This window comes from Sulfuricurvum sp. (assembly GCF_028713855.1).
In the GTDB taxonomy this organism is placed as follows: Bacteria; Campylobacterota; Campylobacteria; order Campylobacterales; family Sulfurimonadaceae; genus Sulfuricurvum.
In genome coordinates this window covers 50783-64580 of the sequence record NZ_JAQTNN010000017.1, presented here as the reverse complement: position 1 = coordinate 64580, position 13798 = coordinate 50783, and the positions used below count along the sequence as shown (strand labels likewise).

The 13798-nt window shown below is 45.3% G+C and carries 14 protein-coding genes; 9 read left to right on the top strand and 5 right to left on the bottom strand.

The window, feature by feature from the left end:
* Together PHI47_RS13170 and PHI47_RS13165 are read right to left on the bottom strand one after the other, a co-directional pair.
* The coding region (locus tag PHI47_RS13170; RefSeq protein WP_299938327.1) for a TolC family protein at positions 1-623 on the bottom strand (623 nt) is incomplete at its 3' end.
* Positions 620-979 (bottom strand): PepSY domain-containing protein, encoded by a 360-nt coding sequence (locus tag PHI47_RS13165; RefSeq protein WP_299938324.1) that lies wholly within the window; start codon positions 977-979, stop codon positions 620-622. The genes PHI47_RS13165 and PHI47_RS13170, both read right to left, overlap by 4 nt.
* A 211-nt stretch (positions 980-1190) precedes the next feature.
* On the opposite strand from PHI47_RS13165, the gene PHI47_RS13160 reads away from it, so the two are divergent.
* From PHI47_RS13160 to PHI47_RS13125, 8 genes are read left to right on the top strand one after another with little or no spacing between them, the layout of a single operon-like run.
* Positions 1191-2099, top strand: coding sequence for a VWA domain-containing protein (locus PHI47_RS13160; protein ID WP_299938322.1), 909 nt, complete (start codon positions 1191-1193; stop codon positions 2097-2099).
* Positions 2096-3622, top strand: coding sequence for a VWA domain-containing protein (locus PHI47_RS13155; RefSeq protein WP_299938319.1), 1527 nt, complete (start codon positions 2096-2098; stop codon positions 3620-3622). The genes PHI47_RS13160 and PHI47_RS13155 overlap by 4 nt, the downstream gene beginning before the upstream one ends.
* Positions 3603-4718, top strand: a complete 1116-nt coding sequence (locus PHI47_RS13150; protein ID WP_299938317.1) for a hypothetical protein — start codon at positions 3603-3605, stop codon at positions 4716-4718. The genes PHI47_RS13155 and PHI47_RS13150 overlap by 20 nt, the downstream gene beginning before the upstream one ends.
* A complete protein-coding gene (locus PHI47_RS13145) occupies positions 4715-5662 on the top strand; it encodes a MoxR family ATPase (protein ID WP_299938314.1) in 948 nt (315 codons plus the stop codon). Before PHI47_RS13150 ends, PHI47_RS13145 begins: the two co-directional genes overlap by 4 nt.
* A gap of 2 nt (positions 5663-5664) precedes the next feature.
* Positions 5665-6498, top strand: coding sequence for a DUF58 domain-containing protein (locus tag PHI47_RS13140; RefSeq protein WP_299938310.1), 834 nt, complete (start codon positions 5665-5667; stop codon positions 6496-6498).
* Entirely contained in the window at positions 6495-6893 is a 399-nt protein-coding gene (locus PHI47_RS13135) for a hypothetical protein (protein WP_299938307.1), read from the top strand. The genes PHI47_RS13140 and PHI47_RS13135 overlap by 4 nt, the downstream gene beginning before the upstream one ends.
* Positions 6886-7626: a hypothetical protein gene (locus tag PHI47_RS13130; RefSeq protein WP_299938304.1), complete on the top strand. Its 741-nt coding sequence runs from the start codon at positions 6886-6888 to the stop codon at positions 7624-7626. The genes PHI47_RS13135 and PHI47_RS13130 overlap by 8 nt, the downstream gene beginning before the upstream one ends.
* Positions 7623-8765: a tetratricopeptide repeat protein gene (locus tag PHI47_RS13125; RefSeq protein ID WP_299938301.1), complete on the top strand. Its 1143-nt coding sequence runs from the start codon at positions 7623-7625 to the stop codon at positions 8763-8765. The genes PHI47_RS13130 and PHI47_RS13125 overlap by 4 nt, the downstream gene beginning before the upstream one ends.
* Before the next feature lies 1 nt (position 8766).
* Here the strand turns inward: PHI47_RS13125 and PHI47_RS13120 are convergent, their stop codons facing one another.
* Positions 8767-9603, bottom strand: coding sequence for a prephenate dehydrogenase (locus PHI47_RS13120; protein WP_299938298.1), 837 nt, complete (start codon positions 9601-9603; stop codon positions 8767-8769).
* A gap of 115 nt (positions 9604-9718) precedes the next feature.
* On the opposite strand from PHI47_RS13120, the gene bamA reads away from it, so the two are divergent.
* Positions 9719-11971: an outer membrane protein assembly factor BamA gene (bamA, locus tag PHI47_RS13115; protein ID WP_299938295.1), complete on the top strand. Its 2253-nt coding sequence runs from the start codon at positions 9719-9721 to the stop codon at positions 11969-11971.
* Positions 11972-12066: 95 nt separating this feature from the next.
* On the opposite strand, the gene PHI47_RS13110 is transcribed toward bamA, so the two are convergent.
* Together PHI47_RS13110 and PHI47_RS13105 are read right to left on the bottom strand one after the other, a co-directional pair.
* Positions 12067-13527 carry a Ppx/GppA phosphatase family protein gene (locus tag PHI47_RS13110; RefSeq protein WP_299938292.1) on the bottom strand — a complete coding sequence of 487 codons (1461 nt, stop codon included), beginning with the start codon at positions 13525-13527 and terminating at the stop codon, positions 12067-12069.
* The gene (locus tag PHI47_RS13105; RefSeq protein ID WP_295013171.1) at positions 13528-13782 is read right to left on the bottom strand and encodes a YfhL family 4Fe-4S dicluster ferredoxin; all 255 of its coding nucleotides are present in this window, start codon (positions 13780-13782) and stop codon (positions 13528-13530) included.
* Positions 13783-13798 lie beyond the last annotated feature (16 nt).

Here is a 13798-nt window from a genome sequence, read left to right as displayed (position 1 = left end):
TCGACGATAACGTTTTCCTGCGACATAACCGATTCTTTTAGATAGTGCTGTGCATGTTCAGCTTCCATCATTACCGCGGCTACTTCTTGAAGTGTATTTTTGTATTCGCTTTCCAAACGCAAAAGTTCCATCTGCGACAATCGCCCGCCTTTGAACTTCTTTTCTCCTATTTGGTAAGCTTTATAAGAAAAATCACGTTTTTGCGACAAAACCGCATTTCTTTCCTGTTCGAGCTGATACATCAACCAAGAACGTTTCAATGCTACTTGTATCACCCCTTTTTGAACCGACATCTCATATTCAGTCCCTTTTTTTTGGAGTTCAAATTCGTATGCTTGTGCCGATCTAAGGGACGGCATTTTCATCGTATAATCAACCATCATCCCATACTGCTGACCACTGTCGGCAGGGGTATTCGCATTTATTTTTCGCCCGGAGGTCTCGATGCTCAAAGGTTCCCCTGCCAAAACGGCAGCCTTTTCAAAACCGATCGCATTCATACGTCCGTGAGATTGGATAAGTTCTCCGGAAACCGTATAAGCTTGTTCAGAGAGGTTATGGAAACTGATTGCATGCCCTAAAAACGGTATTAAAATAGCACTATATGCCCATGACATTTTCATTGTATCGGCTCCATTTTTAAAATCGATCCGTTAGCAGGGTCGACATAAAGTTTAATATCTTTTGCAGTGGCATCCGTAGCGTAGACTTGATACACCAATTCAGAAGCAATGTCTCGAAGTTTGACACCGCGGACACCATATCCTTCATCTAAAAGATGCTTGCGGATATCCTCTTCATTCATAGGTGCCATTGATTGATAATACTGCTGTTCTTGCATACTTTTTACTAAATGGTTTCTGTGATTCCCAAAAGTATATTTCATATGTTCTTGTGTCGGAATAGTGACCGATGAACCCATTGCACCATAAAGAGACAAGGAAAGAAATGTCAAATAGATAGAGAAAATACGTTTCACTATTTATCCTTTGTATAAAAATATAATGGGATTCTATAGGATCAACATGAGAAAATCTTGAGAACATTTGGAGTATCTATCTAAATGAGACTTCATTTGCACTAGGTTAAAGACGAGGCTTGTCACTAAAAGAAAAACTTATGTGTATATTAGTAGATGAATTTGTGATAAAGGTCGATAATTTTTCATCAAAGTAGTATAATTTTACAATATGAATATTTGGTCATTTGATTTTGTATGGTTTTTTTTACTCCTTCCTCCACTGCTTTATTGCCTCTACAAATGCAAAATTGCTCTTAACCCAAGCCATTTTCCACATCTGCATTTTTTCGGAACGCCGGGCAAATGGGGTAATCTCGATTGGTTGCTCAAAGCGCTTGCAGTGACGTTGATGGTCGCTGCATTGGCGACACCGGTAATGACCGATTATTCGGATCCGCGTAACCGTAACGGGATCGATATCGTTCTCTCCATCGACGGGAGCGGATCGATGAACGCATCGGGATTCAGCAGCGACGAGCCCAGAGCAAGCCGATTTGAAATTGTCCAGAAAATCGCCAGTGATTTTGTGATGAAGCGCATCGAAGACAATGTCGGGGTGGTGCTGTTTGGGGATTTCGCTTTTATCGCGACTCCCGTAACGTATGAAAAAGAGATCATTTCTGAGATGATCGGGTATCTCAACCATGGTATGGCAGGACAAAATACCGCCATCGGCGAGGGAATTGCGATGAGTGTTCGGGCATTACGTGACTCAAAAGCCAAAAGCAAGGTGATTATCCTCCTCACGGATGGGGAAAACAACAGCGGTTCTATCTCTCCCAAAGAAGCGGTAGGGATGGTACAACAGGCTCATATCAAGCTTTACACCATCGGGATAGGGGAAAAAGGGGAGTTTGATAACGCTCTTCTCAAACAACTCGCCGAGGACGGAAACGGGAAATTTTTTGCGGCAGCCAATCAAAAAGAGCTTCAATCGGTTTATGATGAGATCGATACGTTGGAACGCTCGAAGATCAAAAGCAAACAACACACCTTTGAAGAGCATTATTATCAGTGGTTCGGCGCAGGGTCATTAGCAATTATGGCACTGTTAATGTGGCGCAGGAGAGGGGTATGATGACATTTTTATCTCCTTTTTGGCTTAGTGGATTGGTCGCAGTTGTACTTTATCTGTGGATAGGTCGACGCAAAGGGTGGAATAAGCAGGGATGGCTAATCTTCTCGATAGCGCTGTTAATCGTATCGCTTGCCCGTCCCGTATTGCCGCAGAAGCCGATTAGTGTCGAAGAGGCGGGATCGGATGTAATCTTGGCAGTGGATTTATCGTATTCGATGCGGGGAACGGATCTCGCTCCCAGTCGTCTGGAAGTGGCCAAAAAAATACTGCATGAGGTTGTCCATACCGATCAGAGGGATCGTTTCGGGGTGATCGGATTTACGACGAGTGCCATTGTCCTTTCACCGCTCACCAAAGATACGGAGCTTCTCGAACACCTTTTTGGTTCCCTCGATGAATCGCAGATCATTACCAAAGGGACCGATGTGATGAGTGCGCTGGAATTGGCGCGAAAAATGTCCCATTCGGTACGTCCTAACGTGATCCTCCTTACCGATGGAGGAGATGAAACGTCGTACAGCAAAGAGGCTGATTTTGTCCGTGAAAATAACTTGGCGGTAAGTGTGGTGATGCTCGCTTCCAATGACGGAAGTACCCTTCCGACAGCGGATGGATCATCATTGAAAGACGATGCGGGGCATATTGTCGTGAGTTCACGTAACGATGCCATCGAAGAGATCGTCCATAAGGGGAAAATGATTCGAGGCTCTGATGCGGGGGCAATTCTTTCGCTCATTGATGATGCTCGACAAAATGATTTTGCCGGCAAATCTTCGGTGATGCGCTATCAAGAGCTTTTTTATATTCCTCTTGTGTTGGCATTGATCACTTTTATCGCGGCATTTACGACGATAGGGAGAAAATTTACCACTCGCTTTATCCCTATCTTGGCATTAATCGGGGTATCGGCGCAGGGGGGAATGCTCGATTTTGGTTATGCGTATTTGGCCGAGCGCAATTATCAGCAAGGGCACTTTGAGCGTTCGGCGGAGCTTTATCGTCATATTGAAGGGGATAGGGCTCGTTATAACCGTGCCAATGCTCTTTATAAAGCAGGAAAATACGCGGATGCTTTGGGTATTTATCACTCCATACGTACCGATAACGCCTCCTTTAAAGCCAATACTTTTTACAATATGGGTAATTGTCAGATACGGTTGCAAAAGTTTGCCGAAGCCCGTGAAGCATTTTTAAAATCGCTGACACTGCGTTATACCAAAGCCGCCGATCAAAACCTCCGTGCTGTTGAGGGGGTTAAGGAACAGCAGACTCTGAATGTCCGTAAAGAGAAAAAAGATACCTTTTCCGCCGAGGAGAACAAGCCGACGGGTGAGAAAAAATCCTCCAAAGAGGGAGGTGGTTCGAACATGAAAACCGACACGGCTTCCGGTGGCGGCGGAGACGAGGGAAAAAAGGTCCAAAGTGATCCCCGTTTTTCAATGTCGCAAGGGAAGGCGAAACTCAGTTCCCGCCAGTATGAACTGATTAATCAAAGGAGTGTGCATGAGACGAAGCCTTGGTAGGATAATCGTATGGTTCGTGATATTCCATACTACCCTCTGGGGGATGAGCTATCGATGGAGCGTTCTAGAATCTCCGCAATCGCTTCGAGTGGGACAAAGCGGTGTGATACGCTACGCATGTACTTTTGAGGGGAGTGCGGCAGAATATTCGACCAAGTTGAAACTCGTCGATACCCCACAGTACGGCACTTCGGTTCTCTCTCAAAACACCAGGGTGGTACAGGGAAAACGGATTGATACGATCGATCTGCTCATTACCCCTAAAACTGCAGGGGTGATAGAGATTCGTATGAAGGCAGACGTACGTTATACCTCACCCGGTGCGGTTGAAAATACAGTATTGGGCCGTGATAACCTTAGCCGTGACGATATCTCCGAAGAAGAGGTGGCTCTTCCTGGTATAAGTATCCGTTCGCAAGAAAACAGTGCGGCATTGACGGGGAATATTACGATGGAAGCACAAGTGGATCGTACCAGTGTACGCGCTCACGAACCGCTCCATTTGAGCGTTATCATCAAAGGTTCAGGAAATCTCGAACAATTTATCCCGTATGAACTTAATATCAGCGGGGTAAAGGTATTCTCGGAACCGGCACAAAAACTTTTTACCCCTTCCAGCGATGGTGTAGAGGGGGAGATTCGTCAAGAATTTGCCCTCGTGGCGGAGAAATCGTATGTAATCCCAACGTTTAAACTGAGTGTCTTTGATACTGCACATAATCGAGCTGTGCTGCTTCAAAGTGCTCCAATTCAGGTTGAGATCAACGAAGGATATGACCCTGCATCGCTCCTCGATGCTCCTGATTTGACCGATATGTCAACGCTTAAACACTACGCCTACAACATCGGATTGGTTATTTTGGGAGTCATTTTTGGGGAAGCAGGAAGAGTGCTTTGGAAACGTCGCCCACGCCGAAAAACGGCACAATTTTGGGAGAGAAGCAAGAATACCAAAGAACTGATATTGATGTTGGCCCTTAGCGGGGATAAGCGTTATGAAGCCATTATTACCGCTCTTGAATCAAATACGATCAGTTTAAGCGAAGCCAAAAAGAAATTAAGTACACTCACAACAGAAAAAGAGGTGAAAGCATGATAAATATTATTAACCAAATACGCTCCGAAGTAGCCAAAGTCGTTGTCGGGCAAGATAAGATGATCGACGGGCTGTTGATCGGGTTGCTGTGCGACGGACATATCCTGATCGAAGGGATTCCGGGACTGGCGAAAACGACAACCGTCAAAGCCCTCTCAGCGGCATTGGGACTCGGGTTTAAACGGGTGCAGTTTACCCCCGATTTGCTGCCGAGCGATATTTTGGGGGCTGAGGTCTATGATCCTCAACATAATGCCTTTAAAATCAAAAAAGGGCCTATTTTCACTAATCTTCTTCTCGCCGATGAGATCAACCGTGCTCCGGCAAAAGTACAGTCTGCATTGTTGGAAGTAATGCAGGAACGTCAGGTGACACTGGGAGATGAGAGTTTTAAACTCTCCCCGCCGTTTTTGGTTATGGCGACGCAGAATCCGATTGAAAACGAGGGGGTATATCCTCTTCCTGAAGCGCAATTGGATCGTTTCATGCTCAAAATTACCGTCGGTTATAACACTGCCGAAGAGGAACTCTCCATAGCTCGCCGTATTGCTTCATCAACTGCGGAAGCGATCACTACGGTTATCGATGTCGATACCCTCAATTCTCTCAAAGAGAAGGTCAAGACGATCCATATTGACGAGGAGGTGGAACGTTATATGATCACCCTCGTCACCGCGACGCGTGAACCTGAAAAATATGGACTTGAATCGATTAAGCGGTATTTACAATTCGGCGCCAGTCCCCGTGTCAGTATCGATATGTTTAAAGCGGTACGTGCGGTTGCTTTTTTACGCGGAAAAGAGTTCGTTACGCCGAGTGATATTGCCTCTATTATCAAAGAGTTGATGCGTCACCGGATCGTCATGACGTATGAAGCGGAAGCGGAGGGGATTGAAATCGACGATCTGATTGAGCAGATTATCAAAGCGGTACCGATTCCGTAACGATGAAAAACAGCCGTCACATCCTTCTTAAAGCCCGCCGCCAGATTATCGGCGATCGTATCGGTAACAACCCCTCCATGTTTCGGGGGGAAGGGTACGATTTTATCGAATTGCGCGAATACGTCAGCGGCGATGATACTCGCCATATCGACTGGAATATCACGGCCAAGATGCAGCGTCCGTTTGTGAAGGTCTTTCGCGAAGAACGGGAACTTTCAGTCGTCACGGTGGCGATGCTTTCAGGGAGTCTTCATTTTGGGAAAGAGCGGTTCAAGATTGACTCTTTAGCCGAAGCGGTGGCTTTGATCGGGTATTCGGCACTTGGCAACGGCGATCTTTTTACCCACATCAATTTCTCCGAAACCTTGCGCGATGAGGTGCGTGCGAGTAAAAAGCGCTTTGCCGTCGCACAGAGTGTCGAGGGGATTATGGATTCCGAACTGCTTCAACGCCGCGCCGATTACAATGCGATGGCGGCGACACTTTATCGACGTCTAAAACGGCGTTCGCTGATCGTGGTGATCGGGGATTTTTTCGAGATTCCCGATTTGCGGCTGTTGGCGAAAAAACATGAAGTGGTTGCCATTGTTGTACGGGATCGGTTCGAAGAGAAGCCGGAACCGATGGGATTTACTGCTTTGATCGATCCCGAGAACGCAGCGGTGTTGGAGGGAGATTTTAACGCTCGGAGTGTCCGTAAATATCATGAAAAAGTTCGTGAGCATGATGCCGCGTTGTTTGATCGATTCCGCCGTGACGGGATTCGTGCTACGAAACTCTATACGGACGTCTCGGTTTCGGTGACGTTGCGAAGATTATTTGAGGGGCGCGTATGAGCCAGATGGTAGATATCCCAGTTAACGATATCGCACCGCTTGTAGAGGTACATGACTATTCGATTTATCTTTTCGGCGGATCTATTGCGATGTCGATTGTTGTAATGCTGAGTTTTATTCTGTTTGTCCTTAAAAAATGGCGTAATCGTCGTACTAGCGAGCGTAAACTTGCCTATAAAGCTTTTGAATCAATTAATCTCTCCGATCCCAAACATGCGGCTTATCGGATCAGTGAGCTCGGCAGAGTCTTTGTCCATGATAATGAGCGGACGGAGCGTGCCTACCACAATCTTTTTGAGCGACTCGAACCGTATAAATATGCTCCGAAAGTGGAGCCGATCGATCAGGAGACACTCGGGTACTATCATCTCTACCTTGAGATAATTGATGTTTGATGGGATTTGTTTCCAGTTTCCAAAACTGGGATTTCTCCTCTTTTTTTTCCTCGCTTGTGAAGCACTTTGCCCTCTGCGCACCAATCCCCTCTATTTTCCCAGAACCCTTTTATTCGGTGAAGTAGGGGTAAAGCCTTCGTTATGGTTATGGATTGCCAAATGGGCGATGATTTCCTTTTTGATTGTGGCATTGATGTCGCCGGTACATGATCGTAAAATAATGCATCACGAAGGAGGATGGGATATCCTTTTGGTTGTCGATCCCGCACTCATCAACCCTGAAGCACTCACCCAAATCACCTCATTTATCGAGAGCCGTCCCGATGAGCGGATAGCCCTTTGGATACCGGAAAACACGGTTGTACCTCTAACCTATGAGCATGATGTACTTAAATCTATTGTGATGCAGACTCCTAAACAAGATACTTCCACATCGGTAAACCGGAGTATCAGCCGTTTTTTTGCGACATCAGGGGAGGGTAGAGGAGTGGCTGTTATCCTCTCGAATAATCCAAAATCGTTTGTCTATACTTTACCGAGCGGGATACAAACGGCGGTGATTTCTCCCAAGAGAGAAACGCGCTGGTTAGATACCCTCAGACGTACCTATCCCCCTTACAAAGTTCAATTGACGAGCCGTTATTTTGACTATTACTATGTGTATCCCTTGTTTTTAGGATTTTTGGCCATGCTTGCGTATCTGTACGGACGGAATCAAAAGGGGATTAAATGACTTTTTTACATCCTGAATTTTTTTACTGGATGTTCCCTCCGATTGCCGTATTGTTCTATTTCTGGCAGACTCAAAAATCGCCCCAATCGGCTGTGTTTAGTGAAACTATTTTGGATCGTTTGCGCTCTCCGGTGATAACAATGACTCTTCGTGGACGTAATACGTTATTTCTGATGGCGGCAATTTTACTGATAACCGCAATGGCACAGCCGATAATATTCCAAGATGAAGCGGCAGCTGATGGGAAAGCCGACGTACTCATTGCACTCGATTTATCCAAAAAATCTCCTGATGCGTTTGAAGCACAGAAGCGCTTGGCGATTGATATGCTCCGGCTTCTTCGGGGAGAAAATATTTCTTTGGTTGGTTACGATACACAGCTGTACCGTATTTCTCCCTTCTCGACGGACACGGATATGATGGTTAGTTTGATCAAAGGACTGGACTCGGAGGCGATGCAGCATTTTGTGAGTGATAGTTCTGTAGTAGGGAAGATTCAAACAGACGAAGGGCTTAAAATCATTATCGGTGATCCGATCCCCGAACACAATACACAGCTTTCCGATATTGAAAAGACAATAGAAAAGATCAAAAAGTCCCAGCGTCTTTATGCCCATATCCCTCTCTTTTATTATCCGCTTGGATTGGCGATGCTGTTGATTTGGTTCGCACTCTCTTCTATGAGCAAACGGCAAAGTGTATCTATTTCAGTGATATTGGTGATGTTGAGTTTCTACACTGTTCCCATAGATGCGGGAATCTTGGATTTTAAGCAGTTAGATGACGGATATGAAGCGTATGAGAGAGGGAATTACATTCAAAGTGCAGAGTCCTTTAGATGGTATCAAAAAGAGCATGATTCTCCAGAAATACGTTATAACCTCGCCAATGCTCTATACAAAGCCGGAGAGTATGAAAAAGCGCGGTATTGGTTTAGAAGCGTTCACACAAGTGATCGTCTTTTGATTCAACGAACGGCTTATAACCTTGGATTGTGCGAACAGCGGATTTATGACGATACTGAAGTGCATAGAGTAAAAAAATCCGTACGGAATCCCTCTGTTTTTCTGAAAAGGTCAGTGCGAAAACAGGGGAAACCAATGGGGATACAGGGAAAAACGAGGCTTTATTCGATGTGATTTACGAAAAGATTTCGTAGAGCTTGTTTGCCCCCTTCATCTCACGACGCAGCTCGGTATAATCTTGATTTTTGAGGGCAGTTTTGAGGGCTTGAAGCTCTGTTTCGAAAAATTCTACCGCTTCCAGAACATTTTCACGGTTTTGACGGAAAATATCTTCCCACATTGCCGGAGAACTTTTAGCAAGACGGCTCATGGAGCGAAATCCCCCCGCGGCGAGGGCGAGAATATTCTCTTTTTCTTCTTGGGCTAGCACAGTGTTGGCAAGCGCATAGGAGATGACGTGGGGCATATGGCTGATAAAAGCCGCATGGCGATCGTGTTGTGCCGCACCCATCGTGTGTACCTGCATTCCGATGGATCGGAAAATACGCAATGCGGTATCACGCTGGGTATTGCCGCTGTGTTCCAAGTCACATAATACGACCACTTTATCGGCATAGAGCCCTTCTAGTGCAGCATTTGGACCGAACTGTTCTGTTCCCGTCATTGGGTGGGCAGGGATGAAATTTTCCCGTATACAAGGAGGAACGGCATCCACAATAAGTGCTTTGGTACTTCCCAAATCAATAAGGGTTTTATCACTTCCTTCTAAATCGGTGCATTCATTTAAGAGTGCGATAACGCCGTTGACGGGGACGGCTAAAAAAATAACATCGCACTCTTCTTTGAGCTTGGAGAAGGGAACGATTGCCTGCACTAATCCGCGTGCCAACGCAATACGCTGATGCTCTTCATTGTGATCGCTACCGACGATTGAAGTGATAAATGAGAGGTGTTTGAGGGCTAATGCCATAGAACCCCCCATTAACCCCAATCCGACTATCCCGATCCGCATCCGTTTCCTTTTTACTTTAATAGTGCTATTTTAGCCGCTTTAAGTTTAATTTACGGAACATTAATCATCTAAGTGATAGAATGAGAGACTATTTTAACGCAACGGAAATCTTGGCTTGAAAACAATAACCCTCTCATTGATAGTAGCGAGTGCATTGGCGCACGCATCTACGCAAAATGTCCAATCGATTCAGTATGACGGCATGGTCCATATATCCGAGACGGTTGCTAAACGTCTTAATGAGGTTAAAATCGGAGCCCCTTTAGATACGGTTGCGGTTGACAAGACGATCAAAAATTTCTTTGACCAAGGGTATTTTCAAGATGTTTGGGCAGATGAGAACGACGGAAAGGTGACGTTTCATTTCAAAGAGAAACCGAGCATCTCTAAAATCGAACTCAAGGGTTATAAAGATAACGACGAAGAGGCTAAAAAAACGTTGCTGCAGATCGATAAAGGTTCTTTATACGATGAAAAACGGCTCGAAGGGGCAAAAAAGCGGATTATTGATGCACTAAGTCAAGACGGTAAAATCGATTCGGTTGTCGAGATTGAGACGACTAAGCTTGATAACGGCAGTATGCAGGTCACTTTTATTGTCAATGAAGGACAAGAGATTATTATCAAAAAAATCCGTTATACGGGTGTCATAACGCAAGAGAGTGATGAATTTGACAGTATGATCGCGAATAAAGAAGAGCAATTCATGGGATGGCTTTGGGGGCGTAATGACGGTAAGATGAAAGTGGGAGAGTTGCAGTACGATCCGTTGCGTATCCGTGACTTTTATATGCAGCGCGGATTCCTCGATGCTAAAGTCGATGCACCGTTTGTCCAAGTCGATTTTGATCATTATACAGCGCAGATGGATTACACTGTTTTCGAAGGCGATATATATCGCGTCAGTGATATTCTGATTTTTCAGGATACTCAGGTTATCGCCGATAAAGACCTAATGGATGTTATCAGTCTCGAAAAAAACAAACCGTTTAATATCAAGACATTCCGTGATGACGCCGATCGGATCAAAACCAAGATCGCCGATTTGGGATACGCTTACGCACAGGTGCAGCCTGATTTGAAAAAAGACAAAGAGGGGAAAAGCGTTGACGTTGTCTATCGCATTGTTCCGGGTAAAAAAGTACATATCCGCAATGTCGTCGTTGCCGGTAACAGTCGTTCATTAGACCGGGTGGTACGCCGTGAGCTTTTCTTGGCACCGGGTGATTTGTACAGTCTGAGTAATCTCAAAGACTCCCGCAATGCGATCGGGCGTACGGGATATTTTGAGAGCAACACGATCGAAGAGAAACGTATAGACGATGAGAATATGGATCTGATTGTTCAGACGAAAGAAGCGCCGACAGGGAATATTCAACTCGGCGGAGGATACGGTAGTTTCGGCGGTATCTTGATGAGTGTCGCGGTGAGTGATCGTAATATCTTCGGATCGGGTATCAATGTGGGGATAAATCTTGAAAAATCCCAACGAACCAAAAACTATGCGTTCAACGTTTCGAATCCTCGTCTCAATGACAGCGATTTCAGCGGCAACTTTGCAGTTAAAAAAAGCTCAACGGAATATGACAGCTATACTATCAACTCTACAGGATTGAGTATCGGAACAGGGCATCGATTTAACCGTTATGTGAGCGGTTATGTCGGGTATAACTACTCCCAAAATAATTATACGGATGTCAATAATACGGATGTTAATACCACAACAACGGCGGTTGATCCACGCTATTATGCAAACTATACGAAAAGCTCGGTTTCTGTTTCAGCAACGTTTGATAATACTGACGATTACTATATACCTCGCGAGGGGATGACCCTCTCACAGAGTTTTGAAAAAGCGGGATTGGGGGGAGATACTGATTTCTGGACCAGTAAAACCAGTTTTGGTATCTATCAAGGGTTGCAAAAACTGACCGATTTCGACTTGATTCTCCGCTACAAAGCTCGTTTTAATTATGCCAGAAACACCGGCGAATTACCGATTGCAGAGAAATTTTACATGGGGGGAATCGGTTCGGTTCGTGGATATCAATCGTATTCTCTTTCTCCGACTGATGGGTTAGATATAAATCTTAAACCGTTTAAAATCGGTGGAACCCAAACTTTTTCTAATAACCTTGAATTTAGTTTCCCTCTTGTTCCTGAAGCAAAAATGCGGGCAACGGCTTTTGTCGACTACGGGATGATCGGAGAGAGCAGCTTAACTGAAATCAAACGGGGAGGCTATGGGGTGTCACTAGAGTGGTTCAGCCCTGTCGGACCGTTACAGCTAGTATTTGCCAATCCGATCGGCAGTAAAGCAGGAGACGATGTCGCCCACTTCGAGTTTACGATTGGACAGAGATTCTAATACTGCATCCGTTCGCCCTGAGCTTGTCGAAGGGTGTGACAGGTCCATGGTTCGACATGCTCACCACGAACGGGAGAGCACTTCTGCATTGACCCCTAATCAAACACCACAGTCAAATTTTTTGGAAGAATGATATTTTTCAACTGCTCTTTTGCCAGATAGAGATGGCTTCCCCGTACAGTTAATATTTCCTCTTCGTAGCTAAGCGTTATAGACGATGCATTCACGCGACCGGCCAAGAGGATATGTGCGAGTCGAAGAAGCGCTGAGAGGGTATCTACGGTCGTATTATCGGGTAAGAGTGAACCGTATCCCTCTTTGGTGATCAAAGCGGAAGAGGTATGCCCTTTTTTAAACAAGAGCAGGTGGGAAATCAACGCGATCTGCGAATGGCTCAGGGCATAGTCCAAAGCATTTATCGCTAAATAGTGGCTGTGACGCTGATAGGTGTAATATCGCACGCCGACACCGATCGAGAGAAGTTTGGCTGCGATGATGAGTTCATGCTGATAAGCAGGGTCAAGATTCAACGGACTATGGAGGAGTTCAAAAAGACGTTTGGATAAATGAGCGCACTGTAATCCGTGATCACTGTGAATTGCGTATGTATCGAGGAGATAGCGAACACTGGGATTGTAATTGGCCGGAAATACATCGCCCGAATTACGTAAAAGATCGCTTAAAAAGACCCCTTCACGTACTCCGACACCGCTGCATACAAGTTTTTTGGTACGTGTTTTACGTATGATACGTTGAAGGATTAATGCGCCGGGCTTGATAGTATCGAATCGATCGGGCTTAATAAAAAGGGATCGAAGTTTTTTAGGCCCTGCTTCAAGAATTTGGTCTGTGAATCCTAGAAAACGGCTCTCATCAGTCATAAATCCATGTAGTTTTTTAAGAGGGTATTCCTCTTTTTTCATCAGAGATCGGGAGAGGGCACGAAAAGTCCCGCCGATTCCAATCAGAGTATCGATATCAAACTCCGGGAGCTGCGTTAGAGCTTCGTCAATATAGGCGATTGCTCCGGCAATATTGTTCTGATCAAAAAAAAGTTCTTTAATCCGAACGGTACCGATATTAAGAGAGAAGAGGCTTTCGACTTTACCGTTTCGAAGGCGGGTGAACTCGCTCGATCCTCCTCCGACATCAACAGTAATAGCGTCCATTCGAGGTAAGAGGTTGGCACAGGCCATTCCTCCAAAATACGCTTCTTTTTCTCCTGTGATTACTTTGATCGAAAGATTGTATTCACGTCGTATACGAGAAAGGAAGGTATTAGCATTGGGAGCATCTCGGAGGGCGGACGTAGCAACACATAAAATTTTACGTGCGTCAAATGAGTGGGCAATCGATAAAAATTCCGCTATAGCACGGGAAGTCCGATCCATTGCTTCGTTTTGGAGATGGCCACCGTTTATATAGGCATGTTCACTTATACGAACGGAGCTTTTGACCTCATGAAGAATATGAAAAGCAAAGCGGCTGGTTTTTTGAAATACCGCAAGACGCATGGAATTGCTTCCAATATCGATAACCGCGGTACATTTTGCCATTTACTCCTCTTCCTCTTGCAATTGCTTATGCTTATAGAGGAGTTCTTGCATCGTTTCGACATTGTCTTTATCAGGGATAATACAATCTACCGGACACACGGCGATACAAGCAGGTTCATCGTAGGTTCCTACACATTCGGTACAACGGTCCGGGTCAATGATATAAATCGGATCGCCCTCTTCAATTGCATCCATCGGGCACTCTTCACGGCATGCGTCGCATGCAATACATTCATCGACTATTAATAGTGGCATAGGGTAAACCTCGGTT

Excerpts from the sequence above, each read along its gene's own strand:
- PHI47_RS13160 (WP_299938322.1), top strand. The coding sequence starts at position 1,191 with ATGAATATTTGGTCATTTGATTTTGTATGGTTTTTTTTACTCCTTCCT.
- PHI47_RS13155 (WP_299938319.1), top strand. The coding sequence starts at position 2,096 with ATGATGACATTTTTATCTCCTTTTTGGCTTAGTGGATTGGTCGCAGTT.
- PHI47_RS13150 (WP_299938317.1), top strand. The coding sequence starts at position 3,603 with ATGAGACGAAGCCTTGGTAGGATAATCGTATGGTTCGTGATATTCCAT.
- PHI47_RS13145 (WP_299938314.1), top strand. The coding sequence starts at position 4,715 with ATGATAAATATTATTAACCAAATACGCTCCGAAGTAGCCAAAGTCGTT.
- PHI47_RS13140 (WP_299938310.1), top strand. The coding sequence starts at position 5,665 with ATGAAAAACAGCCGTCACATCCTTCTTAAAGCCCGCCGCCAGATTATC.
- PHI47_RS13135 (WP_299938307.1), top strand. The coding sequence starts at position 6,495 with ATGAGCCAGATGGTAGATATCCCAGTTAACGATATCGCACCGCTTGTA.
- PHI47_RS13130 (WP_299938304.1), top strand. The coding sequence starts at position 6,886 with ATGTTTGATGGGATTTGTTTCCAGTTTCCAAAACTGGGATTTCTCCTC.
- PHI47_RS13125 (WP_299938301.1), top strand. The coding sequence starts at position 7,623 with ATGACTTTTTTACATCCTGAATTTTTTTACTGGATGTTCCCTCCGATT.
- PHI47_RS13120 (WP_299938298.1), bottom strand. The coding sequence starts at position 9,603 with ATGCGGATCGGGATAGTCGGATTGGGGTTAATGGGGGGTTCTATGGCA.
- PHI47_RS13110 (WP_299938292.1), bottom strand. The coding sequence starts at position 13,527 with ATGGCAAAATGTACCGCGGTTATCGATATTGGAAGCAATTCCATGCGT.
- PHI47_RS13105 (WP_295013171.1), bottom strand. The coding sequence starts at position 13,782 with ATGCCACTATTAATAGTCGATGAATGTATTGCATGCGACGCATGCCGT.